The sequence below is a fragment of the Methylobacterium sp. 4-46 genome (assembly GCF_000019365.1).
Lineage (GTDB): Bacteria > Pseudomonadota > Alphaproteobacteria > Rhizobiales > Beijerinckiaceae > Methylobacterium.
In genome coordinates this window covers 6,920,676-6,943,649 of sequence record NC_010511.1, presented here as the reverse complement: position 1 = coordinate 6,943,649, position 22,974 = coordinate 6,920,676, and the positions used below count along the sequence as shown (strand labels likewise).

Sequence of the window (22,974 nt, the reverse complement as noted above, 5' to 3'; positions counted from 1 at the left end):
GACACATGAGGGGGCTGGCTCGACTTGCGCCCCCAAGTATCCGCGCACCCTCGGGTGCCGCCGGGGCGATCCGTCCGGCTCACCCGGGGATTTGCACGAATCGACGGCAGTGGAGCGGCCCCACGACGTCTCGGCCTGGTCCGCGCGGGACTGTGAGCCGGCTGAACATCGCGCGGGAGGTCAGGGGATCCAGCCGAGGAGGCGGAACCAGGCGTAGTCGAGGGGGGCGAGGAGCACGAAGGTGACGAGGGCGACGGCGAGGCAGGGGATCAGGCCCGCCCGCGCCGGGACCCCGGCCATGCCCATGGCCACGACGACCGGCGCCGCCTGGTAGGGCAGGAGCGGCGTCGCGTAGCCGATCACCTGCGCCATCACCACGGCGGCGAGCGGCAGGCCGGTTCCGTCCGCGAGGGCGCGGGCGAGCGGGGTGAACAGGGCCGGGGCGGCGCTGCCGGTGACCGTGAAGTTGAGCACCGTGACGAGGCCGAGCACGCCCGCGAAGCCGAGCGCCGGCCGCGCGGGGTCGCGGGGCAGCACCGCCAGCACCTCGCGCCCGATCGCGTCGCCGAGGCCGGTGCGGGCGACCAGGGCGGCGAGGCCGAGCACGCCCGCGATGTAGAGGCAGGTGCGGATGTTGACCCCCGCGGCGAAATCCTCGCCGCTGAGGAAGCCGATCCGGGGCAGCAGGCAGAGGCAGGCGGCGGCGAGCCCGATCCAGGCCGGGGGCACGCCGTGCAGCGCGTCGGTGGCCCAGAGGATCAGGGTGGCGGCGAGGAGAAGGGCGAGGCGCCGCTCCGCCGGGCTCAAGGGGGCCGCTTGCTCGGGCGCGACCGGGCGCGGCGTCGCGCGAAACAGCGCGCACAGGCAGGCGGTCAGCACCAGCCCCTTCAGCACGCCGAGCACCGGCGCGTGCAGGGCGAGGTAGGACAGGTAGGGGACGTGGAGTCCGTAGGCGCTCTCGGCCGCGCCCGCCATGACGAGGTTGGGGACGTTGGCCGGCAGGATGCTGGCCGAGAGTTCGTAGGTGCCGAAGCCGACCGCGAGCGCGAGCGCGATCCGCCCCGGCTCGGCGAGGCCGCAGCGCTCGCTCAGCGCCATCACGATCGGCATGAGCAGGGCGATGCGGCCCATGTTGGAGGGCATCACGAAGGCGAGCGCGTAGGCGAGCGCCACGGTGCCGCCGACGAGGCGCGGCCAGGAGCCCGAGAGATGCGGGGCGAGGGCGCGGGCGACCCGGTCGGCGAGGCCGACCTTGCGGATCGCCGTCCCGATCACGAAGCCGCTCAGCACCAGCCAGAAGGCGGCGGACTGGAAGCCCGCGAAGACCGCGTCGGCGGGCGCGGCCCGCAGCACCATGGCGGCGGCGAAGAAGAGCAGCGCGGTGAGGTATTCGGGCAGCCGCGCGGTGGCCCAGAGCAGGATCGTGCCGAGAGCGATCAGGCCGGGCAGCAGCAGGCTCCCGGGGGCGAGGGCAGGTCCCATGTGGCGATTCCTCCTGGCCCCCGCATCGCATGACCGGAGCCGCGCCGACATGCGTGAGTGGGCAAGGGGCGCTTCGCGCCGCGCGAAGGGCTCCCGCGCGGCGCCTCACGGCACCGCCCCTCGTGGCCGGCCAGCGCCATCAGCAGGGGCACGGCCGTGACCAGGAACAGGCTGTCGGCCACGAAGATCAGGGCGACCGGCGCTCCCGCGGCGGGCCCGAGCGCCCCCAGCACCAGGGGCGGAGCCATATGGCCGCTATGGGCGCAAGCGCCCGCCAGCCCCATCGGCGTCGTCTCGCCGAGGGGCTCGTCCGAGACGAGGCGGAAGAACAGGCAGGGCAGCGCCACGCGGATGACGCAGAATTGCAGCCACGCGAAGCCCGCCGCCCCTCGGGCCGCGGCACGAAGCGCCCCGAGACCCAGCCGACGGCGATCAGCCCGAAGAACGGGGCCAAGAGATCGAACAATCCCTGGACATCCACGCTCCGCTCCCGGCCGCCGGTCCGCCCCCGACCATCGGCGGAGCGCCCGCGTCTTTACGCTGGCGCAGCGCATGCACTAACCCTCGCGGGCGAGCCAGGGCGGCGGACGGGCCTCCCCGCCCCGCGCGGCGCAGGGCTCGGGCCGGGGGAAGCCCCCGACGGGACCCGACCCCCACCAGGAGATCACGCCATGAAACTGCCGCGCCGCTTCTTCCAGCCCCTCGCCACCGGGGCGCCCGCCCCGTTCCGCGACCTGCCGGTGCGCCTCGAGCGGATGATCCACTTCGTGCCGCCCCACAACGACAAGGTCCGGGCTCGGGTGCCGGACCTCGCCAGCCAGGTCGACGTGGTGCTGGGCAACTTGGAGGACGCGGTCCCGGCCGACCAGAAGCTCGCCGCGCGCAAGGGCTTCATCGCCATGGCGAAGGCCACCGACTTCGCGGCGGCCGGCACCGGCCTGTGGACGCGCATCAATGCCCTCAACAGCCCCTGGATCCTCGACGACCTGATCGACATCGTCGGCGAGGTCGGAGACCGGCTCGACGTCGTGATGGTGCCCAAGGTCGAGGGGCCCTGGGACATCCACTACATCGACCAGCTCCTCGCCCAGCTCGAGGCGCGGGCCGGGATCGCCAAGCCGATCCTGGTCCACGCCATCCTGGAGACGGCCGAGGGCGTGGCCAACGTCGACGCCATCGCCTGCGCCTCGCCGCGCATGCACGGGATGAGCCTGGGCCCGGCCGACCTCGCGGCCTCCCGCGGCATGAAGACGACCCGGGTCGGCGGCGGCCACCCGGATTACCGCGTCCTCGCCGACCCGGCCGAGGGCGGGGCCGCGCGGGCGAGCGCGCAGCAGGATCTCTGGCACTACACCATCGCCAAGATGGTCGATGCCTGCCAGGCGAACGGCATCAAGGCCTTCTACGGCCCCTTCGGCGACTTCTCCGACGCCGCCGCCTGCGAGGCGCAGTTCCGCAACGCCTTCCTGATGGGCTGCGCCGGCGCCTGGACGCTGCATCCGAGCCAGGTCGCCATCGCCAAGGCGGTGTTCGCGCCGGACCCGGCCGAGGTCGCGTTCGCCACGCGCATCCTGGCGGCCATGCCGGACGGCACCGGCGCCGTGATGATCGACGGCAAGATGCAGGACGACGCGACCTGGAAGCAGGCGCGGGTGATCGTGGACCTCGCCCGGCTCGTCGCCGCCAAGGATCCCGACCTCGCCAAAAGCTACGGGCTCTGAGGCGACGGCCTCCGAGGCTCCCCGGGACGCGCGTCCTGTGGCATGATGCGGCATGGCGGCCCGGTGAAAGCCGGTGCCGCCGCACCTACCTGTGCGCGATGCACACCCGTCCCCCCGACCCCGCCGTCAGTCCCGCCATGGGCCCCGCCATGTCTCCGCCGCCCGTCGCGATCCGCCGCGCCAAGTTCAACATCGGGGCGGTGGTGCGCCACCGCATCTACCCGTTCCGCGGGATCATCTTCGACGTGGACCCGGTATTCAACAACACCGAGGAATGGTGGCTGGCGATTCCCGAGGAGGTGCGGCCGGCCAAGGACCAGCCCTTCTACCACCTGCTCGCCGAGAACCAGGACACCGAGTACGTGGCCTACGTCTCCGAGCAGAACCTCGTGCCCGACACCTCGGGCGAGGCCCTGCGCCACGCCCGCATCCCCGACCTCTTCGTGCACGACGCGGCGACCGGCACCTACCGGATGCGGGCCGAGACCGCGAATTAGGCCGGCGCCCCGGCCTCCGGCCCGCCGCGCGGGACGCCGCCCATGACACGCACCCATGACACGCGCCGATGAAAGGCGCCCATGAAAAAGGCCGGGCGTCGCCGCCCGGCCGTCCTCGTCCCTGCCGGGCCCCCCCTCACTTCGGCTGGGCGGCCGCGGCCGGGGCGCCGCCCTTCTGGGCCTCGAGCTGCTTGCGCATCTCCTCGCTGCGGCGCTCCAGCTCGGATTGCAGCTTCTTCTGCTGCTCCTCCAGCACCTTCGGGTCGATCGGCGGGCCGTCGAAGGCCTTGCCGAAGCCCGCGAGCGGCACCGCGAAGGTCACCGGGCGCTGCGCCTGGTTCTGCACGGTCAGGTTCAGGGTCGTGCCCTTCTTGAGGGCGGCGATGAGGTCGTCCTTCAGGCCTGCCACCTCGGCGAAGCAGCCGTTCGGGAAGCAGACCGCGTACTTGCCCGGCGTCGACTGGCCCTGGTCGACCGAGAACAGGATGCCCGGCTGCAGCAGCAGGCCGAGCGGCAGCAGGAAGCGGGCGACGCGCACGTTGCCCTGCGCGCCCTTGAGGTCGTAGATCGCGGCGGCGAGAACCGGCTGGCCCTGCTCGGAGACGAAGTCGCGGGTGGTGTAGCAGACCTCGGCGTTGCTGCCCTGGTCCTTGCCGCAGACCTTGGTCCATTCCGTCTGGGACGGCTCGGACTTCACGGTCACGATCTGCGGGCCGGTCTGCTGCGGGGCCGCGCCCTGCGGCGCGGGGGCCGCCGGGGCCGGGGCCGCCGGCTGCGCGGGAGCGGGCTTCTTCGGCTGGGCCAGAACGGGGCCGGTCGCGAGGCCGAGCCCGAGCCCGGCCAGGGCGAGACAGAGGGCGGCCTGGTGCGGGCGCGCGGGACGTGTCGCGAAGAACATCAGCTGGGAACCCCTCGGTTCGGCTTGGTTTTTTGAAGCCGTGCGCCGCGCGGGCGGCGTGTGGACGGTGTGGGGAGCGGGGCCGGCGACCTCGCTCGACCTTCGGGCGCCTGCTTCCCCGCCGATTGAGGCGAAGACATGACCTCCCGGCGCCGCCCTTAGCGCAGGGGCGCCGCCCTGGCGAGAGCCATCTTCAACCGATCTTAACCACGAGCGGCGAGGGTGGCGCCGGACGGGCGAGGTGCGCGGTGGCGGCTCAGAATGCGGTGATGCGGGACGCGGGAGCCTCGCGCCCCGGGGCGGAGCGGGAGCCCGGGGCGGCGCCGGCGCGGTCGCTCGGCCTCGCGGCGCTGCTCGCCGCCACGGCGGACCGCCATCCCGAGCGCATCGCCCTGATCGACCAGCCCGACAAGCCGAGCTGGTGCGGGCGCCCCGCCATTACCTGGACCTTCGCGGCGGCGCGCGAGATCGCCGCGCGGCTCACGGCCGGCCTGCAGGCCCTGCGCCTGCCGCCGCGCAGCCCCGTCGGCCTGTGCATGGCCGGGATCACCGAGAGCCACCTCGCCCTGCTGGCGATCGAGCAGGCGGGCCACCTGCCCTGCCTGCTGCCGGTGACCTGGGACGAGGCGCGCCTGCTCCAGGCCGTCGAGGCGGCGCAGGTCCAGGCCGTGATCACCCAGGGCCAGATCGGCGAGGACCGCCCCGCCGAGCGCCTGTGCCGGGTCGCGGCGCGCTACTTCCCCCTGCGCTTCGTCGCCGCCTTCGGTCCCCACGTCCCGGACGGGGTGCTGGGAATCGACCGGCTGGTGCTGGACCACCGGGCCGACGCGGCCTTCGGCAGCGCCGAGGTGGCCGGCCTCGTCACCTTCGCGGGCGAGGAGACGCCCCGGCCGGTCCTGCGCGACGGCGACGGGCTGACGGCCGCGACCGCCCAGTTCCTGGTCCCGGCCCGGATCGAGCCCGGCGACCGCATCGTCAGCCTGCTCCCGCCCGCCGACCTGCGCGGCCTCGTGCCCGGCCTCGCCGCGGCCCTGCTGGCGGGGGCGACCCTGGAATCGCACCCGGTCTTCGACAGCGCCTCCCTGGCGGCGACGCTGGCGCGGGACGTCCCGACGCATCTCGTCGCGCCCGGCTGGATGGAGCCGGGCCTCGGCCGCACGGAGGTGCCCGCCCGCCTGCGCAGCCTCGTCTTCGTGCATCGCGCGCCCGTCCGGCTGAGCGGCCGCGCGCCCGGGCGGCGCGGCGTCACCGACGTCGTCGTGCTCGACGAGCTCGCCCTGGTGGCCGGCCGCCGGGACGCGCAGGACGTCGCCCTCATGCTGGCCGCGCCGGAGCGCGCCGGCGCGGGCGGCCTCCTGCAGCTTCGCCGCGAGCCGGACGGGCGCCTCGCGGTTCGGGGGCCGGCCGCCTCCGCGCGCGTGTTGCAGCGCGGCATCGCCCGCAACGAAAGTGTGGATGAGTGGACGGTGTCGCGCTTCCGGGCGACGCGGCTCGGCGGGGTCGCCACGGCCCTGGAGCCGGTTTGAGACGGGGCGGCTCGCGGCGCCGCTTACGCTTGGTTCACCAGGGCCTTAGCGAATGGCCCGGCGGTCCCGCGCGCCGCGCGGCCGGGAGCCCCGCGCCGCACCGCGGTGAACCTTTGGTGGCTATCCGAGTTGATGCTGCGGCGCCTTCACGAGAGGCGCGCGACGGATTACCACTTGCCTCATGGGTGCGCTGCAGAAAGTTCTCGTCGTCGACGATGGCCACCGCGCCATCGATCGGGCTCTCTCCGCCGAGCTGGCCGGGCTGGGTTACGCGAGCGTGACCGCCTCGCTCGAAGCCGCGGATGACGTTCTGGCCGTGATCCCCCGGCCGGCGGCGGTCCTGCTGCACGTGCCCCCGCGCGAGGCGGGGTCGTTCCGCGCCATGGCCGAGCGCCTGCGCGAGCAGATGCGCACGGCCGGCATCCCGGTGATCGTGATCGACGAGGCCGGCGGTCAGAATGGCGGGCCGATCGACCTGCAGAGCCGGATCGGCACGCGGGTGCTGAACGAGCCCGACCTCTGAGGCGCCCGCGGCGGGCGCCCCCTACCCCGCTCCGAGCAGCCTCACGGCGGCGTCCCGCTCGAACAGGGAGAGCAGCACCCGCAGCGCCCGGCCGCGCTCGCCCGCGAGGCCGGGATCGCGCTCGACGATCAGCCGCGCGTCGTCGCGGGCCGCGAGCAGGAGGTCGCCGTCCACCTCCGGCCGGGCGAGCCGGAACGCGGCGAGGCCCGACTGGCGGGTGCCCAGCACCTCGCCCTCCCCGCGCAGGCGCAGGTCCTCCTCGGCGATGCGGAATCCGTCCTCGGTCTCGCGCATCATCTCGAGCCGCGCCCGCGCCACCTGGCCGAGCGGCCCGCGATAGAGGAGCAGGCAGGTCGAGGCGGCCGCCCCCCGCCCGACCCGGCCGCGCAGCTGGTGGAGCTGCGCGAGGCCGAAGCGCTCGGCGTGCTCGATCACCATGATGGTCGCCTCCGGCACGTCGACGCCCACCTCCACCACCGTGGTCGAGACCAGGATGCGGGTCTCCCCGGAGGCGAAGCGCGCCATCGCCTCGTCCTTGTCGCGCCCCGGCATCTTGCCGTGGACGAGGCCGACCGCGGCGCCGAAATGCTGGCGCAGGTCGGCGCAGCGCTCCTCGGCGGCGGCGAGGTCGATCACCTCCGACTCGGCGACGAGGGGGCAGATCCAGTAGACCCGCTCGCCCCGGGCGAGCGCCCGCTCCAGCCCGGCCACGACCTCGTCGATCCGCTCGGTCGAGACGAGGCGGGTGGCGATGGGCTGGCGGCCGGCCGGCTTCTCGTCGAGGACCGAGACCTCCATGTCGCCGAAATAGGTCAGCGCGAGGCTGCGCGGGATCGGCGTCGCGGTCATCACCAGGATGTCCACCGCCTCGCCCTTGGCGCCGAGGGCGAGGCGCTGATGCACGCCGAAGCGGTGCTGCTCGTCGACGACGGCGAGGCCGAGATCGCGGAAGGCCACCTCCTCCTGGAACAGGGCGTGGGTGCCGACCGCGATGGCGATCGAGCCCTCGGCGAGCCCCTTCAGGGTCGCGCGCCGCTCGGCGGTGCGGTCGCGGCCCGTCATCAGCACCAGGGAGAGGCCGGCGGATTCCGCCAGGGGGCGCAGGCGCTCGGCGTGCTGGCGGGCCAGGATCTCGGTCGGCGCCATCATGGCCGCCTGGCGCCCGGCCTCGATCGCCGAGGCCATGGCGAGCATCGCCACCGCGGTCTTGCCCGAGCCGACATCGCCCTGGAGCAGGCGCAGCATGCGCCGGTCGGAGCGCATGTCGCCGCGGATCTCGGCGAGCGCGCGGATCTGCGCCCCGGTGAGCCGGAACGGCAGCGCCGCCTCGATCCGCCGCGAGAGGTCGCCGTCGCCCGCGTTGATCCGCCCCGGCGGCCGCCGCATCCGGCTGCGCACGAGCGCCAGGGCGAGCTGCGAGGCGAGGAGTTCGTCGTAGGCGAGGCGGCGGCGCGTCGCGGGCGGGGGCTCGCCCTCGGCGGGCGGCGGCGCGTCGGGCCGGTGCTCGGCGCGCAGGGCCTGCGCGAAGCCGGGCCAGCGCTGGCGGGCGAGCCAGGCCGGATCCTGCCACTCGGGCAGGTCCGGCAGGCGCTCGACGGCGCCCTGCGCCAGCTTGCCGATCGCCCGCGAGGTCAGGCCCTCGGTCGCTCCGTAGAGGGGCTCGACGGCGGGCAGGTCCGAGAAACCCTTGTCGTCGAGGATGCGGGCCGGATGGACCATCTGGCGGAAGCCGTCCCAGAGCTCGATCCGGCCCGAGACGTAGCGGCGCGCGCCCACCGGCAGCATCTTCTCGATGCGGGCGCGGGGCATGTTGAAGAAGACGAGGCTGATGTCGCCGCTCCCGTCCTCGACCAGCACCCGGTAGGGCCTGCGGGCGCCGACGGTCTGGGGCGGGCGATGGGCCACGACGGTGACGCAGAGCGTCACCGGCTCGCCGGTCGGCGCCTCGGCGATCGACCCCTTCAGCTGCCGCGCCACGCCGCCGTGCGGCAGGTGGAAGAGCAGGTCGACCACCCGCGCCGGGTGCTCGGGCGTGCCGAGGAGCCTGTCGAGCAGCGCCGCCATCTTGGGCCCCGCCCCGAGGAGCACGGTCGCGGGCGCGAACAGGGGATCGAGCAGGGAGGGACGAAGCGACATGCGGGGGGTGGGCGAGGAGCGGGACCGGGGCGGTATACACGAGCGCGGCGGGCCCGGAGGGCCCTGCGACGATGCGGGATGACGCGGGCGGCGGCATCTCCCATATACGAGACCGATCCGCGCGGGCCGCGTGGCCCTGCGGATCTCCCCCGTTGCGCTTCGGGACCCGACGATGACCGGCACCACCCGCAGCAGCGCCGACCTCGATCCGCGCCGCCGCCGCACGCTGTTCCGCTCCTGGCACCGGGGCATCCGCGAGATGGACCTGATCATGGGCCGCTTCGCCGATGCGGAGATCGGCACCCTCACGGAGGAGGAGCTCGACAATTTCGAGCGCCTGATCGAGGTGCCGGACCGCGACCTCTTCCGCTGGATCAGCGGCGAGGAGGAGGCCCCGTCGAACTACGACACCCCCGTCTTCCGCCGCCTGAAGGGCTTCCACCAGCACGGCGCCCCGATCCACACCTGAGGAATCCGAGGGAGCGAGGCCCCTTCGGCGCGGGTGAGGGGCCGCGCGGGCCTCCTGCGGGCGAAGCTCTCCCCCGCGGGGGCCCGCCTCGCCCTGCAGGGGACCCGCCCCCGCCCCGCAGGGGCCGCGCAGCCCCGGATTCCCGAGATTCGTTCGAGATGGCCAAAGCCGATCCCAACCCGCCTTCCAAGCCGCCTTCCAAGCCGCCGGTCGCCCGGTTCGCGCTTCCCAAATCCGCCGCCCTCACCCGGGCCGTCGAGGCGCTGCGGCGGGGCGACAGCCCCACCCTCGCCCGGGTCCCGGACGGGTTCGACGCCCTGGTCGTGGCCGACCTCGCGCGGGTGCTCGGCCAAGATCCGCAGAGCCGGGCCTCGCAGGGCCCGGCCGCGCTCGTCCACGTCGCCCGGGACGGCACCCGCTCGGCGGCCTTCGCGGGCGCGCTCGCCTTCGTGGCGCCCGAGATCGAGGTGCTGAGCATCCCGGCCTGGGATTGCCAGCCCTACGACCGGGTCTCGCCGAACCCGGCCATCGCGGCCGAGCGGATGACGGCCCTGTCGCGGCTGGCCCGCACGCGCAGCTCCGAGGAGCGCCCGCGCGTCGTCGTGACCACGGTCAACGCCCTGGTGCAGCGGGTGCCGGCCCGCGACCGCATCGCGGTCGAGACCTTCTCGGCGGCGGTCGGCAACGCGGTCGACACCGACAAGATCGTGGCCTGGCTCGAAGCCAACGGCTTCCTGCGCACCGGCACCGTGCGCGACACCGGCGAGTACGCGGTGCGCGGGGGCATCATCGACCTCTCGCCGCCGGGCCTGCCCAACCCGGTCCGCCTCGACTTCTTCGGCGACACGCTCGAATCGATCCGCAGCTTCGATCCCGAGACCCAGCGCACGATCGGGCAGCTGCGCTCCCTCGACCTCGTTCCGATGAGCGAGGTGCAGCTCACCACCGAGACGATCCGGCGCTTCCGCCAGGGCTACGTCGCGGCCTTCGGGGCGGCGACCCGCGACGACCGGCTCTACGAGGCGGTGAGCGAGGGGCGGCGCGCGGCCGGGCTCGAGCACTGGATGCCGCTCTTCTACGACCGGCTCGACACGCTGTTCGACTACCTGGCGGGCGTGCCCCTGGTCTTCGACAAGGACGTGGACGACGCGGCGGGCGAGCGGCTCGGCCAGGTCCAGGAGTATCACGACGCCCGCTGCGAGGCGCTGAAGGCGCCGCAGCCCGGCGTCGCGCCGTACAAGCCGCTCGGGTCCGACGCGCTCTACCTCTCGCCGGCCGAGTGGGCGAAGCGGGTCGAGGGCGCCCGCGTCGCCCGCCTCACCCCCTTCGCGGTGCCGGAGAGCCCCGGGCGCCCGATCGTCGATTGCGAGGCCGAGCCCGCCCGCAACTTCGCGCCCGAGCGGGCGCAGGAGGGCGTCAACGTCTTCGACGCGGCGGTGCAGCACGTGCGCGCCCTGCAGGGCTCGGGCCACCACGTCATCCTGGCGGCGTGGTCGGAGGGCTCGCGCGACCGGCTCTGCGGCGTGCTGACCGATCACGGCCTGCCCAAGCCGAAGACCGTCACCCGCCTGTCGGACACGCTGGCATTGAAGCGCGGTCAGGACGTGGCGGTGGCGGTCTGGGGGCTGGAGGCGGGCTTCACCATCGAGCGCCTCGCGGTCGTCGCCGAGGGCGACATCCTGGGCGACCGGCTGGTGCGGCCCAAGCGCAAGGCCAAGCGCCCCCAGGACGTGATCCTGGAGGTGCAGGCGCTGAGCCCCGGCGACCTCGTGGTCCACGCGGATCACGGGATCGGCCGCTTCACCGGGCTCAAGACCGTGACGGCGGCGGGCGCGCCGCACGATTGCCTGGAGATCCAGTACAATGGCGGCCTGCTGCTGCTGCCGGTCGAGAACATCGAGCTCCTGACCCGCTACGGCTCGGAGGAGGCCGACGTCCCCCTCGACAAGCTCGGCGGCGGGGCGTGGCAGGCGCGCAAGGCGAAGCTGAAGCGCCGCATCCTGGAAATGGCGGGCGCGCTCATCAAGGTGGCGGCCGAGCGCTTCCTGCGCCCCGCCCCGAAGCTGGTGCCGCCGGACGGCACCTACGGCGAGTTCGCGGCCCGCTTCCCCTACGAGGAGACGGAGGACCAGGAGGCGGCGATCGCCGCGACCCTCGGCGACCTCACGGCCGGGCGGCCGATGGACCGGCTGATCTGCGGCGATGTCGGCTTCGGCAAGACCGAGGTGGCGCTGCGCGCCGCCTTCGTGGCGGCGATCTCGGGCAGGCAGGTCGCCGTGGTGGTGCCCACCACCCTGCTCGCCCGCCAGCACTACCGCACCTTCGCGGAGCGCTTCAAAGGCCTGCCGGTGAACGTCGCCCAGGCCAGCCGCTTCGTGTCGAGCGCGGAGCTGAAGCGGGTGCGGGAGGGGCTCGCGGACGGCACGGTCGACATCGTGGTCGGCACCCACGCCCTGCTCGCCAAGACGATCGGGTTCCGGGACCTCGGCCTGATCATCATCGACGAGGAGCAGCATTTCGGCGTCGCCCACAAGGAGCGCCTCAAGGCCCTGCGCGCCGAGGTGCACGTGCTCACCCTCTCGGCGACGCCGATCCCGCGCACGCTGCAGCTCGCCATGACGGGGGTGCGCGAACTCTCGATCATCGCGACGCCGCCGGTGGACCGGCTGGCGGTGCGCACCTTCGTGACGCCCTTCGACCCGCTGCTCGTCCGCGAGGCGCTGCTGCGCGAGCGCTACCGGGGCGGCCAGGCCTTCTACGTGGTGCCGCGGATCGAGCACCTCGACGAGGTCAAGCGCTTCCTCGACCGGGAGATGCCGGAGGCCAAGGTCGGGATCGCGCACGGGCAGATGCCGGCCGGCCAGCTCGAGGACGTGATGACGGCCTTCTACGAGGGCAAGTTCGACATCCTGCTCTCGACCACCATCGTCGAATCGGGCCTGGACATCCCGACCGCCAACACCCTGATCGTGCACCGGGCCGACATGTTCGGCCTCGCCCAGCTCTACCAGCTGCGCGGCCGGGTCGGCCGCTCGAAGGCCCGCGCCTACGCGCTCTTCACCACGCCCGAGGGCAAGGCCCTGACGGTGCAGGCCGAGCGGCGGCTCAAGGTGCTGCAATCCCTCGACACGCTGGGGGCGGGCTTCCAGCTCGCCAGCCACGACCTCGACATCCGCGGCGCCGGCAACCTGCTCGGCGACGAGCAATCCGGCCACATCAAGGAGGTCGGCTACGAACTCTACCAGCAGATGCTGGAGGACGCGGTCGCGGCCCTCAAGGAGGGCAAGGCGGTGCCGGCCGACGAGCAATGGTCGCCCACCATCGCGCTCGGCGCCCCGGTCACCATGCCGGAGGAGTACGTCTCCGACCTGTCGGTGCGGCTCGGCCTCTACCGGCGCCTCGCCACCCTCGACAGCGACGCGGAGCTGGAGAGCTTCGGGGCCGAGCTGATCGACCGCTTCGGCCCGCTCCCGCCCGAGGTGGAGCAGCTCCTCAAGATCGTCACGATCAAGATCCTGTGCCGGGAGACCAACGTCGAGAAGGTGGAGGCCGGGCCGAAGGGGATCGTGTTCCACTTCCGCGACCGCGCCTTCGCCAATCCGGCGCGGCTCGCCGCCTACATCGCCGAGCAGCGCTCCTTCGCGAAGGTCCGTCCGGACATGAGCGTGGTGTTCATCCGCAACCTCGACACGGTGGCCGAGCGGCTGAAGGAGACGACCGCCATCCTGCGCGACCTCACCAAGCTGACGAGCCGCCGCAAGGCGGCCTGATCCGGAGCCGCGCGGCCCTCGATCGGGGCGGTTGTTATCGATCCGGGGTTGAACGACACTCGGGGCTCCATCCGAGGTGGAGGAACCCCGTGAGATCCGCGACGAGCCTCCTGCTGGCGGGGGCGCTCCTGGCGCCCGCCGCCGCCCGCGCGCAATCCGACGCCGACCGGACCGGGACCGGGGGCGGACCGCGCTCGACCATCACGGCGCCGCACACGAGCTCGAGCGGGCGGACGATGCCCCGGGGCGACGACCGCGCCCTGGAGCGGGGCATCGAGGGCCGCACCCGCGAGGAGCGCCGCGACGACGCGATCGACGGCACGATCTGCGCCGGCTGCCGCTGAAGTTGCGCCGGAACCGGTTTGCACTCGCCCCGTTTCGGGGGCAAATAGGCTTGACCGTCGCGGACCCGGGCCGCGGGCCGCCACGGCGAGGGATCCCTGACATGCGCGCTGCCTCCCGCCTCCGTCCGCTCCGCGCCGCCCTGGCGGCGCTCGTCCTGCTGCCGGCGGGCCTCGACGCGGCGCAGGCCGGCTGCACGAGGCGGATCACCAACCGCTCGGCGCTGACCCTGGTGGGAAGCCAGAACGGCGGGCCGGCCTTCGTGCTGCCGCCCGGCCATTCCCGCACCGTGCGGCTCGCGGCGCCGGGGCAGTTCGACCTCCTCGCCACCTGCGGGCCGGCGGGCAGCGTCGTGGCGGACCTGCACGTCCCCTACGAGGCCGTCCTCGACCGCTGCTACGTGGAGATCGGCACGAACGTCCTGGCCTCGACGTTCGGGCGCGGCTTCCTCGGACTCCAGGGCACGGGCCCCTTCGCGGTCAACGCGCCGCGCCAGGGCGACATCGTCCTGGGCCCGGGGGCGAACGAGGCCTGCCTGATCCGCTGAGCGGGGGCGCCGCGATGGGGGCCGCTACGGCGCCGCGCCGAGCGGCCCCGGCGCTGTCATGCGGCGCGAGGCCTGGGCGACGAGGCGCGCGAAGGCGGTCGCGGCGGCCGAGGCCTGGACGTGGCTGCCGTAGGTCTCGTCCGAGCGCAGCAGAGTCGCGCCGCGCGGCCCGAGCAGGCGCCAGCCCCACTTCCCCGGTCCTTCCTGCTCGACCCGAAACTCCATGGCCGCCTCGCAAGGTTCCGCCTCGCACAATCGGGCCCTAGACTGACAGGGCCCGGCCCGTGAACGGGATGCGACAGCCGCGCCACCGCGCGGGGGAGCCGGCCGAGTCGGGCCACTTGTCCCCGTTATCAACATGATTCTGAGGAGCCGCGGCTGCGCCGGTCTCCCCGCGCGGGCGGGTCGGGCCTGCGCGCGACGTCACCCGCGACTCGCCGCCCCGACCCGGACCCCTGGGGAGCGCCGCCCCTGCCCCGCCGCCCGGCCGCCGCGCGCGGTGGCGGCGTCCCGCCCGGCGGGACGCCGCCCTGGGCCCGCCAAGCGGGCCGCCGTGAGGGCCCGCCAAGCGGGCCGCCGTGAGGGCCCGCCAAGCGGGCCTCAGAAGAAGCGGAGGCCGAACCCGTGATGGGGGTGCCAGGGACGATAGCCGTAGCCGTAGCCGTAGACCGGGCGGTAGGGGCGGTAGAAGCCGTAGCCGTAGGGACGGTAGAACGGGCGGCAGTGACCCCAGGCGTTCGGAGCCCAGCCCGGGCCGCAGCCATACGCGACGGTCTGGACCTGGGCGTCGCCCGCGATCAGGCCGGCCGGCGCCACCGCGCCCGGCGCGGCGCTCGCCGCCGAAGCGAACCCGAGACCGCCGGCGACCACGGCCAGCGCCAGAACCTTGGTGTTGATCATGGTGACATCTCCTCTCGATTATCCATTCGCGGCATCGCGAAGCAGGAACAAGAGAAGGAATAGTCTTCGGCAGCCCAGACGAATGTGCCGAATGTCACCGGGAAGGGGCGGGCCGGGTTTGGCGCAATCGGACACGAGGAGCCCGGCCCGCCGCCGCGCCGTCAGGAGAGGGGCTGGACGATCGGCGCGGCAGAACTCCTCTCGCACGGGGCGAGCGGCCGCGCTGTTCACATAGGACGAGCTTGCTGGAGAAATGGGGCGAAGAGGCGGGCCGGGCTCGAAGGTCCCCCCGGTCCAGCAAGACCCGGCCCGTCGTCGTCCCTTCGCCACCAAGCCGAAGCGGGCCGACGAGCGATCCTCGCCGGGCGCGACCGAGCCCGCGTTGATCCATATCAACTAGGGGTTTCGGGCGAATCCCGGTCCGCGCCCTTTACAAAAGGACGGGAATGCCCCTGTGTGATCCGGGGCGCCGCGCGCTCTTGAGGGAAGGTGGTCATGAAGTTCCGCGTCGAGGTCGACTGCACTCCGCTCGAAGCGCGCCAGTTCGTCGGCCTCCCGAACGTCGAGCCCATGCAGGCGGCGGTGATGGCCGAGGTCGAGCGGCGCATGCTCGCCGACATGGAGCGCTTCTCCCCCGACACGATCATGCGCAGCTGGTTCTCGCTGTTTCCCCAGAACGCCGACCAGATGCAGTCCCTGTTCCTGAAGATGTTCCAGCAGGGCTTCGGCGGCGGGTCCTCCCCGCCGGCCCGCAACGAGTGAGGGCGGGGCGGGGCGTGCCGCGGCGGTCGAACCTGCCCGAGGGGAATTTCCTGCTCCGGCCCATGACGGACTCTAATCCCGAGGAAGGCTGCGGCATCCGGCCCGCCCCGCCCTAGGGGAACGTGCGACGGCTCCGGCGGTTTTGGGCCGGAACCGGAGATCCCATGCACGACAAGTCCTTTCCCGCCAGCCCGACCACGCGCATCCCGCTCGCCCTCGCCCTGTCGGGCCTCGCGGGATGCGCCGACGCGATCGGCTTCCTGCAATTCTCGCAGCTCTTCATGTCCTTCATGTCCGGCAACACCACCCGCTTCGGCGTGGCGGCGGCGCACGGGGACTGGGACGGCACGACCCGCGTCGCTTCCGTCATCGCCGTGTTCTGCTTCGGCGCCTTCGTGGGCACGGTGATCGCCGCCTGGGCCGGGCGCTGGCGCCTGCCGGTGCTGCTCGGCCTGCAGGCCGGCTTCCTGACCATCGGGCTCGTCATGCCGCCCGGGCCCTTCGCCTTCCCGGTCCACGCCTACCCGGTCGTCTTCGCGCTCGGCATGCAGAACGCCACGCTCCAGGACGAGGACGGGCGCAGCCTCGCCCTCACCTACGTCACCGGCGCGGTGGTCCGCTTCGGCACCGGGCTCGCCAACCTGCTCCTCCACAAGCCGGCCAAGTCCTTCTGGATCCAGGCGCCGCTCTGGGGCGCGCTCAGCACCGGGGCGGTGGTGGGGGGCCTGCTGCACGGCCAGTTCGACGAGCGCGCCTTCCTGTTTCCGGCGAGCCTCGCGGCCGTCCTGGCGGTCGGCGTCACGCTCCTCACGCTCGCCAGGCCCGGCAGCCCGCTCGTCGCCGGCACGGCGCCCGCCCCGGACGCGCCGGGCGACGCAAGGCCCGTCTCCCGGCTCCGCACGGCCGAACGTTTCTGAACGTTGTCCGCACGCCCGGCCTCGCCGCGCGCGAAGACATCCCGGCCGCCTCGCGAGCGGCCGGGCGGCATGCGCGACGGTCTGAACTTCCGGACAGCGTTTCGGTTCCATTCCGAAATTCCGGAACGACGATGGCCGGGAGCACTCGCAACCCCTTGCACTTCCTCGCTGGTCCAATAGCGTGAGTGGTGGCACGGCCTGTGCTCGATGCGGGCCGGACACCGCCGGACGCCCCCGAAAGGCGGCCGCGGGACCAACGAGGGAGGACAGACGAGTGGAACGCAGCCGCGAACGCGACCCGCGCGATCCCGACCCCATCGAGACCCGGGAATGGCTCGAGTCCCTCGACGGGGTGCTCGAAGTCGAGGGGCCCGAGCGGGCGCATTTCCTGATCGAGCAGGTCATCGAGGAGGCCCGCAAGAAGGGCGCCCCCGTCCCCTACTCGGCCAACACCGCCTACCTGAACACGATCCCGGTCGAGGCGCAGCCCCCCCACCCGGGCGACAGGGCGATCGAGCACCGCATCCGCTCGGCGATCCGCTGGAACGCCATCGCGATCGTTCTGCGGGCCAACAAGGAATCCTCCGAGCTCGGCGGCCACATCGCGAGCTTCCAGTCGGCCGCGACCCTCTACGACACCGGCTTCATGCATTTCTGGCACGCCGCCGACGAGACGCATGGCGGCGACCTGATCTTCGTGCAGGGCCATTCCTCGCCGGGCATCTACGCCCGCGCCTACCTCGAAGGGCGCCTCAGCGAGGAGCAGCTGCTCTCGTTCCGCCAGGAGGTCGGCGGCAAGGGCCTGTCCTCCTACCCGCATCCCTGGCTGATGCCGGATTTCTGGCAATTCCCGACCGTCTCGATGGGCCTCGGGCCGCTGATGGCGATCTACCAGGCGCGGTATCTCCGCTACCTGCACCATCGCGGCCTCGCCGACACCGACCGTCGCAAGGTCTGGGCCTTCATGGGCGACGGCGAGATGGACGAGCCCGAGTCGCTCGGCGCGATCTCGCTTGCCGCGCGGGAGAAACTCGACAACCTCGTCTTCGTGATCAACTGCAACCTGCAGCGCCTCGACGGGCCGGTGCGCGGCAACGGCAAGATCGTCCAGGAACTCGAGGCCAATTTCCGCGGCGCGGGCTGGAACGTCGTCAAGGTGCTGTGGGGCTCAGGGTGGGACCAGCTGCTCGCCCGCGATTCCTCGGGCATGCTGGCCCGCGTGATGGCCGAGTGCGTCGACGGCGAGTACCAGGACTTCAAGTCGAAGAACGGCGCCTACATCCGCGAGCACTTCTTCGGCCGCTATCCGGAGACCAAGGCGCTGGTCGCCGACTGGAGCGACGACGACATCTGGCGGCTGACCCGCGGCGGCCACGACCCGAGCAAGGTCTACGCGGCCTACCACGCCGCGGTGAACCACAAGGGCCAGCCCACCGTCATCCTCGCCAAGACCGTCAAGGGCTACGGCATGGGCGAGGCCGGCGAGGCCCAGAACATCACCCACCAGCAGAAGAAGATGGGCGAGGCGGTCCTCAAGCAGTTCCGCGACCGCTTCCAGATCGACCTCTCGGACGAGAAGGTCTCCGGCATCCCGTTCATCCGCTTCCCCGAGGGCTCGCCGGAGCACCGCTACCTGATGGCGCGGCGCCAAGCCCTCGGCGGGCCGCTCCCCGCCCGGCGGCGGAAGTCGGAGAGCCTCGCGATCCCGCCGCTCCAGGCCTTCGACGCGCAGCTCAAGGAGACGGCGGGCCGGGAGATCTCCACCACCATGGCCTTCGTGCGGGTGCTCAACACGCTCCTGCGCGACAAGGAGATCGGCAAGCGCATCGTGCCGATCGTGCCCGACGAGAGCCGCACCTTCGGCATGGAGGGCATGTTCCGCCAGTTCGGCATCTTCAGCCAGGTCGGCCAGCTCTACCGGCCCGAGGATGCCAACCAGCTGATGTACTACAAGGAGGACAAGAACGGGCAGATGCTGCAGGAGGGCATCAACGAGGCCGGGGCGATGTCGTCCTGGATCGCGGCGGCGACCTCCTACTCGCACTCGAACGCGCCGACGATCCCGTTCTACATCTACTACTCGATGTTCGGCTTCCAGCGGGTCGGCGACCTGGCCTGGGCGGCGGGCGACCTGCGGGCGCGCGGCTTCCTGATCGGCGGCACGGCCGGGCGCACCACGCTCAACGGCGAGGGGCTGCAGCACGAGGACGGCCACAGCCACCTGTTCTCGGCCACGATCCCGAACTGCGTCTCCTACGACCCGACCTTCTCGTACGAGGTGGCGGTGATCGTGCAGGACGGTCTGCGCCGGATGTACGGCGAGCAGGAGGACGTCTTCTACTACATCACCGTGATGAACGAGAACTACGCCCATCCGGGCATGCCGGACGGGGCGCAGGAGGGCATCATCAAGGGGATGTACCTGTTCCGCGAGGGCAAGGGGAAGGGCCCGCGGGTGCAGCTCCTGGGCTCGGGCACGATCCTGCGCGAGGTCATCGCCGGGGCCGAACTCCTGGAGAAGGATTTCGGCATCGTGGCCGACATCTGGTCCTGCCCGAGCTTCACGGAGCTGCGCCGCGAGGCGATGGCGGTGGAGCGCTGGAACATGCTCCACCCGGACGAGACCCCGCGCAAATCCTACGTCGAGACCTGCCTGTCGGGCCGCTCCGGCCCGGTGATCGCGGCGAGCGACTACATGCGGCTGTTCGCCGACCAGATCCGCCCCTTCGTGCCCGCCCGCTACAAGGTGCTGGGGACGGACGGGTTCGGGCGCTCGGATTACCGGGTGCGGCTGCGCGACTTCTTCGAGGTCGACCGGCGCTGGGTGGCGGTGGCGGCCCTCAAGAGCCTCGCGGAGGACCAGATGGTGCCGACCGCGAAGGTCTCGGAGGCGATCGCCAAGTACGGCCTCGATCCGGAGAAGCCGGCGCCCTGGACGGTGTGAGTCCGGCCCCCGCGCGGCGCGCAGGCCGCGGATCCCTCGCCCGCGGGCGAGGGATCCGCGGTCCGCGCCCCGCGCGTCCCATCCAGCCCACCCAGTGACGTGACGGGAGAGACGTCGTGGCGACCGAGGTCAAGGTTCCGGATATCGGCGACTTCAAGGATGTGCCGATCATCGAGGTGCACGTGAAGGAGGGCGACACGATCGGGCCGGACGACCCGATCATCTCGCTCGAATCCGACAAGGCCACCATGGAGGTGCCGGCGCCCTCCGGCGGCGTGGTCGAGAAGCTGCTGATCAAGATCGGCGACAAGGTGAGCGAGGGTCACCCGATCCTGCTGCTCAAGGGCGAGGGCGATGCCAAGGGCGACGCGACGAGCGCGCCCAGGAGCGAAAGCGAGAGCAAGGGCAACGGGGCCGCCCCGGCCGACACCGCCGCCCTGATCGCCAAGCAGGAGCCGCCCGAGAGCGCGGCGCCGCCGGCCCCGGTTCCGGCCCCGGCGGCCTCCGGGGCGGGTATCCCGGACTTCTCGCAGATCCATGCCAGCCCGGCCGTGCGGCGGCTCGCCCGCGAGCTCGGCGTCGACCTCAACGCGATCAAGGGCACCGGCGAGAAGGGCCGCATCACCAAGGAGGACGTGAAGGGCCACCTCACCCGCTCGGCCGCCCCGGCGCCCTCCGGCGCGGTCTTCGCGGGCGGCGGCATGGGCATTCCGGAGATCCCGGCGGTCGACTTCTCGAAGTTCGGCCCCACCGAGACCAAGCCGCTCGCCCGGATCAAGAAGATCTCGGGGCCGCACCTGCACCGGGCCTGGCTCAACGTGCCCCTCGTCACCCACCAGGACGAGGCCGACATCACCGAGACCGAAGCCTACCGCAAGGACCTCGACAAGACCGCCAAGGACAAGGGCTACCGCGTCACGCTGCTGGCCTTCCTGATCAAGGCCTCGGTCTCGGCCCTGCGCCAGCACCCGGAGTTCAACGCCTCGCTGTCGCCCGACAAGGAGGCGCTGATCCTCAAGCGCTACTACAATATCGGGGTGGCGGTGGACACGCCCGACGGGCTCGTGGTGCCGGTGGTCAAGGATGCCGACCGCAAGGGCATCGGCGAGATCAGCCAGGAGCTCGGCGCCCTGTCGAAGAAGGCCCGCGACGGCAAGCTCGGCAGCGGCGACATGCAGGGGGCGAGCTTCACGATCTCGTCGCTCGGCGGCATCGGCGGCACCGCCTTCACGCCGCTCGTCAACGCGCCCGAGGTGGCGATCCTCGGCGTCGTGCGCTCCAGGATGGCGCCGGTCTGGGACGGGTCGGAGTTCAAGCCGCGCCTGATGCTGCCGCTCTCGGTCTCCTACGACCACCGCGTCATCGACGGGGCGCTCGCGGCCCGCTTCACCCGCCACCTCGCCCACGTCCTGGAAGACGTGCGGCGGCTCGTGATCTGAGGAGCCCGCGCGATGAGCAGCAACGAGGTCCGCCTGCCGGACATCGGCGACTTCAAGAACGTGCCGGTGATCGAGGTGGTGGTGAAGGCCGGCGACACGATCGCGGTCGACGACACGCTGATCGTGCTCGAATCCGACAAGGCCACGATGGACGTGCCCTCGCCGGTGGCGGGCACGGTGGCGGAGATCAAGGTCAAGCCCGGCGACAAGGTCTCGGAAGGGGACCTGATCCTGGTGCTGGCCGCGGCGGCCGGCGCCGGGGCGGCGAAGCCCGCCACGCCCGACAGACCCGCGGCGCCCGCCGCGGGCGGGGCCGGGCACGCGCCCGGCGAGGGCCAGGCGGGCTACGGCTCGTCGGCCCAGGGAGCCCGGGCCCAGGGAGCCGGGGCCCAGGGAGCCGCGGCCAGCGGTGCGGCGCGCGGCAACGGCGCCTCGGCGCCCGCCCCGGCGGCGGCCGCGCCCGTCTCCGGCGAGGAGATGCGGGCGGAGGTGCTGGTGCTCGGGGCCGGGCCGGGCGGCTACACCGCCGCCTTCCGGGCCGCCGATCTCGGCAAGAAGGTGGTGCTGGTCGAGCGCTGGGCCTCCCTCGGCGGCGTGTGCCTCAACGTCGGCTGCATCCCCTCGAAGGCCCTGCTCCACGCCGCCAAGGTGATCGACGAGAGCCACGGCATGGCGGCGCACGGCATCAGCTTCGCGAGCCCGCAGATCGACATCGACAAGCTCCGGTCGTGGAAGGAGGGCGTGGTCAAGAAGCTGACCGGCGGCCTGCAGGGCCTCGCCAAGCAGCGCAAGGTGACGGTCGTGACCGGGACCGGCCGCTTCGTCAGCCCGCACCAGATCGCGGTCGAGCACGAGGGCCAGACCCGCATCATCGGCTTCGACCAGGCGATCATCGCGGCGGGCTCCGAACCGATCCAGATGCCGTTCATCCCGCACGACGACCCGCGGGTGATCGATTCCACGGGGGCGCTCGAACTCGGCGGCATCCCCCAGCGCCTGCTCGTGATCGGCGGCGGCATCATCGGGCTGGAGATGGCCACCGTCTACCACGCGCTCGGCGCCAAGGTGACCATCGTCGAGCTGATGGACCAGATCATCCCGGGGGCCGACAAGGACATCGTCACGCCGCTGATGAAGCGGATCAGCAAGCAATACGAGGCGATTCACCTCAAGGCCAAGGTGACGGCGGTCGAGGCCCGGCCCGAGGGGCTGAAGGTGACGTTCGAGGGCGGGTCCGCGCCGGCCACCGACACCTTCGACAAGATCCTGGTTTCGGTCGGGCGGCGACCGAACGGCAAGCTGATCGGGGCGGAGGCGGCGGGCGTGATCGTGGACGAGCGCGGCTTCATCCCGGTCGACAAGCAGATGCGCACCAACGTGCCGCACATCTTCGCCATCGGCGACGTGGTCGGCCAGCCGATGCTGGCCCACAAGGCGACGCACGAGGGCAAGGTCGCGGCCGAGACCGCGGCGGGGAAGAACTCGTTCTTCGACGCGAAGGTGATCCCGTCGGTGGCCTATACCGACCCGGAGGTGGCCTGGGTCGGGCTGACCGAGAACGAGGCCAAGGCCAAGGGCATCAAGGTCGGCAAGGGCAGCTTCCCGTGGGCGGCGAGCGGGCGCTCGCTGTCGCTGGGGCGCGACGAGGGCCTGACCAAGGTGCTGTTCGACGAGGCGACCGACCGCATCGTCGGCTGCGGCATCGTCGGCCCCTCGGCGGGCGACCTGATCGCGGAGGCCGCGCTCGCCATCGAGATGGGGGCGGATGCGAGCGACATCGGCCTGACCATCCACCCGCACCCGACCCTGTCGGAGACGGTCGGCATGGCGGCGGAGGCCTTCGAGGGCACGATCACCGACCTCTACATGCCCAAGCGCGCCGCCCATTGAGGAGTCGGGCGGCCGCCGCGCCGCCGCGCGTGGCGGCCCGCGCCTCGTCGTCCGCGCAGGGACGCGAGGCCGCCCGCCGAGCGGGCGGCCAGCGCCTCGTCCTCCGGCGCCACGAGGCCGGGCCGCCCGCCGAGCCGGCGGCCGCGCAGCGACGTGGGGCCGCCCGCCGAGCGGGCGGCCGCAGCGGGTCGTCCGCGCAGCGACGTGGGGC

At 72.8% G+C, this 22,974-nt stretch carries 18 protein-coding genes; 13 read left to right on the top strand and 5 right to left on the bottom strand.

Going from position 1 to position 22,974, the window contains the following annotated elements; genetic code table 11:
• Window positions 1–180: 180 nt before the first annotated feature.
• Entirely contained in the window at window positions 181–1,482 is a 1,302-nt protein-coding gene (locus M446_RS30570; RefSeq protein WP_012335960.1) for an SLC13 family permease, read from the bottom strand.
• A 671-nt stretch (window positions 1,483–2,153) separates the two neighbouring features.
• Here M446_RS30570 and M446_RS30560 point away from each other — a divergent pair.
• Together M446_RS30560 and hspQ are read left to right on the top strand one after the other, a co-directional pair.
• Window positions 2,154–3,203, top strand: coding sequence for an HpcH/HpaI aldolase/citrate lyase family protein (locus M446_RS30560; RefSeq protein WP_012335959.1), 1,050 nt, complete (start codon window positions 2,154–2,156; stop codon window positions 3,201–3,203).
• 149 nt (window positions 3,204–3,352) lie between these two features.
• On the top strand, window positions 3,353–3,700 hold the full coding sequence (hspQ, locus tag M446_RS30555) for a heat shock protein HspQ (RefSeq protein ID WP_012335958.1): 348 nt from the start codon (window positions 3,353–3,355) through the stop codon (window positions 3,698–3,700).
• Between the two features lie 136 nt (window positions 3,701–3,836).
• Here hspQ and M446_RS30550 read toward each other — a convergent pair whose 3' ends face one another.
• Window positions 3,837–4,598, bottom strand: coding sequence for an invasion associated locus B family protein (locus tag M446_RS30550; protein ID WP_012335957.1), 762 nt, complete (start codon window positions 4,596–4,598; stop codon window positions 3,837–3,839).
• A 248-nt stretch (window positions 4,599–4,846) separates the two neighbouring features.
• Between M446_RS30550 and M446_RS30545 the strand changes: the two genes are divergently transcribed.
• Window positions 4,847–6,124: an AMP-binding protein gene (locus M446_RS30545; protein WP_012335956.1), complete on the top strand. Its 1,278-nt coding sequence runs from the start codon at window positions 4,847–4,849 to the stop codon at window positions 6,122–6,124.
• 181 nt (window positions 6,125–6,305) lie between these two features.
• Window positions 6,306–6,647, top strand: a complete 342-nt coding sequence (locus M446_RS30540) for a hypothetical protein (RefSeq protein WP_012335955.1) — start codon at window positions 6,306–6,308, stop codon at window positions 6,645–6,647.
• Window positions 6,648–6,668: 21 nt separating this feature from the next.
• Here the strand turns inward: M446_RS30540 and recG are convergent, their stop codons facing one another.
• Window positions 6,669–8,783 (bottom strand): ATP-dependent DNA helicase RecG, encoded by a 2,115-nt coding sequence (gene recG / locus M446_RS30535; RefSeq protein WP_012335954.1) that lies wholly within the window; start codon window positions 8,781–8,783, stop codon window positions 6,669–6,671.
• Between the two features lie 172 nt (window positions 8,784–8,955).
• Between recG and M446_RS30530 the strand changes: the two genes are divergently transcribed.
• The 4 genes from M446_RS30530 to M446_RS30515 all read left to right on the top strand — a co-directional run bounded on the left by M446_RS30530 (window position 8,956) and on the right by M446_RS30515 (window position 13,911).
• Window positions 8,956–9,252, top strand: a complete 297-nt coding sequence (locus tag M446_RS30530; protein WP_012335953.1) for a succinate dehydrogenase assembly factor 2 — start codon at window positions 8,956–8,958, stop codon at window positions 9,250–9,252.
• Window positions 9,253–9,410: 158 nt separating this feature from the next.
• The gene (mfd, locus tag M446_RS30525) at window positions 9,411–13,022 is read left to right on the top strand and encodes a transcription-repair coupling factor (RefSeq protein ID WP_012335952.1); all 3,612 of its coding nucleotides are present in this window, start codon (window positions 9,411–9,413) and stop codon (window positions 13,020–13,022) included.
• 89 nt (window positions 13,023–13,111) lie between these two features.
• Entirely contained in the window at window positions 13,112–13,366 is a 255-nt protein-coding gene (locus M446_RS30520) for a hypothetical protein (protein WP_012335951.1), read from the top strand.
• 101 nt (window positions 13,367–13,467) lie between these two features.
• A complete protein-coding gene (locus M446_RS30515) occupies window positions 13,468–13,911 on the top strand; it encodes a hypothetical protein (protein ID WP_012335950.1) in 444 nt (147 codons plus the stop codon).
• Window positions 13,912–13,935: 24 nt separating this feature from the next.
• On the opposite strand, the gene M446_RS30510 is transcribed toward M446_RS30515, so the two are convergent.
• Window positions 13,936–14,136 carry a hypothetical protein gene (locus tag M446_RS30510; protein WP_012335949.1) on the bottom strand — a complete coding sequence of 67 codons (201 nt, stop codon included), beginning with the start codon at window positions 14,134–14,136 and terminating at the stop codon, window positions 13,936–13,938.
• A 375-nt stretch (window positions 14,137–14,511) separates the two neighbouring features.
• Window positions 14,512–14,811, bottom strand: coding sequence for a GCG_CRPN prefix-to-repeats domain-containing protein (locus M446_RS30505; protein ID WP_012335948.1), 300 nt, complete (start codon window positions 14,809–14,811; stop codon window positions 14,512–14,514).
• 495 nt (window positions 14,812–15,306) lie between these two features.
• Here M446_RS30505 and M446_RS30500 point away from each other — a divergent pair, with 495 nt between their 5' ends.
• From M446_RS30500 to lpdA, 5 genes are all read left to right on the top strand, one after another.
• Complete coding sequence (locus tag M446_RS30500) at window positions 15,307–15,573, top strand: DUF6489 family protein (RefSeq protein ID WP_012335947.1); 267 nt, start codon at window positions 15,307–15,309, stop codon at window positions 15,571–15,573.
• 164 nt (window positions 15,574–15,737) lie between these two features.
• On the top strand, window positions 15,738–16,490 hold the full coding sequence (locus M446_RS30495; protein WP_012335946.1) for a YoaK family protein: 753 nt from the start codon (window positions 15,738–15,740) through the stop codon (window positions 16,488–16,490).
• A 274-nt stretch (window positions 16,491–16,764) separates the two neighbouring features.
• Window positions 16,765–19,434, top strand: coding sequence for a pyruvate dehydrogenase (acetyl-transferring), homodimeric type (aceE, locus tag M446_RS30490; protein ID WP_012335945.1), 2,670 nt, complete (start codon window positions 16,765–16,767; stop codon window positions 19,432–19,434).
• A 116-nt stretch (window positions 19,435–19,550) separates the two neighbouring features.
• Window positions 19,551–20,873, top strand: coding sequence for a dihydrolipoyllysine-residue acetyltransferase (aceF, locus tag M446_RS30485; protein WP_012335944.1), 1,323 nt, complete (start codon window positions 19,551–19,553; stop codon window positions 20,871–20,873).
• Window positions 20,874–20,885: 12 nt separating this feature from the next.
• The gene (gene lpdA / locus M446_RS30480) at window positions 20,886–22,763 is read left to right on the top strand and encodes a dihydrolipoyl dehydrogenase (protein ID WP_012335943.1); all 1,878 of its coding nucleotides are present in this window, start codon (window positions 20,886–20,888) and stop codon (window positions 22,761–22,763) included.
• Window positions 22,764–22,974 lie beyond the last annotated feature (211 nt).

What these genes read in the sequence shown, in the direction of transcription:
- M446_RS30570 (WP_012335960.1), bottom strand. Translation starts at nt 1,482, where the DNA reads ATGGGACCTGCCCTCGCCCCCGGGAGCCTGCTGCTGCCCGGCCTGATC.
- M446_RS30560 (WP_012335959.1), top strand. Translation starts at nt 2,154, where the DNA reads ATGAAACTGCCGCGCCGCTTCTTCCAGCCCCTCGCCACCGGGGCGCCC.
- hspQ (WP_012335958.1), top strand. Translation starts at nt 3,353, where the DNA reads ATGTCTCCGCCGCCCGTCGCGATCCGCCGCGCCAAGTTCAACATCGGG.
- M446_RS30550 (WP_012335957.1), bottom strand. Translation starts at nt 4,598, where the DNA reads ATGTTCTTCGCGACACGTCCCGCGCGCCCGCACCAGGCCGCCCTCTGT.
- M446_RS30540 (WP_012335955.1), top strand. Translation starts at nt 6,306, where the DNA reads ATGGGTGCGCTGCAGAAAGTTCTCGTCGTCGACGATGGCCACCGCGCC.
- recG (WP_012335954.1), bottom strand. Translation starts at nt 8,783, where the DNA reads ATGTCGCTTCGTCCCTCCCTGCTCGATCCCCTGTTCGCGCCCGCGACC.
- M446_RS30530 (WP_012335953.1), top strand. Translation starts at nt 8,956, where the DNA reads ATGACCGGCACCACCCGCAGCAGCGCCGACCTCGATCCGCGCCGCCGC.
- mfd (WP_012335952.1), top strand. Translation starts at nt 9,411, where the DNA reads ATGGCCAAAGCCGATCCCAACCCGCCTTCCAAGCCGCCTTCCAAGCCG.
- M446_RS30515 (WP_012335950.1), top strand. Translation starts at nt 13,468, where the DNA reads ATGCGCGCTGCCTCCCGCCTCCGTCCGCTCCGCGCCGCCCTGGCGGCG.
- M446_RS30510 (WP_012335949.1), bottom strand. Translation starts at nt 14,136, where the DNA reads ATGGAGTTTCGGGTCGAGCAGGAAGGACCGGGGAAGTGGGGCTGGCGC.
- M446_RS30505 (WP_012335948.1), bottom strand. Translation starts at nt 14,811, where the DNA reads ATGATCAACACCAAGGTTCTGGCGCTGGCCGTGGTCGCCGGCGGTCTC.
- M446_RS30500 (WP_012335947.1), top strand. Translation starts at nt 15,307, where the DNA reads ATGAAGTTCCGCGTCGAGGTCGACTGCACTCCGCTCGAAGCGCGCCAG.
- M446_RS30495 (WP_012335946.1), top strand. Translation starts at nt 15,738, where the DNA reads ATGCACGACAAGTCCTTTCCCGCCAGCCCGACCACGCGCATCCCGCTC.
- lpdA (WP_012335943.1), top strand. Translation starts at nt 20,886, where the DNA reads ATGAGCAGCAACGAGGTCCGCCTGCCGGACATCGGCGACTTCAAGAAC.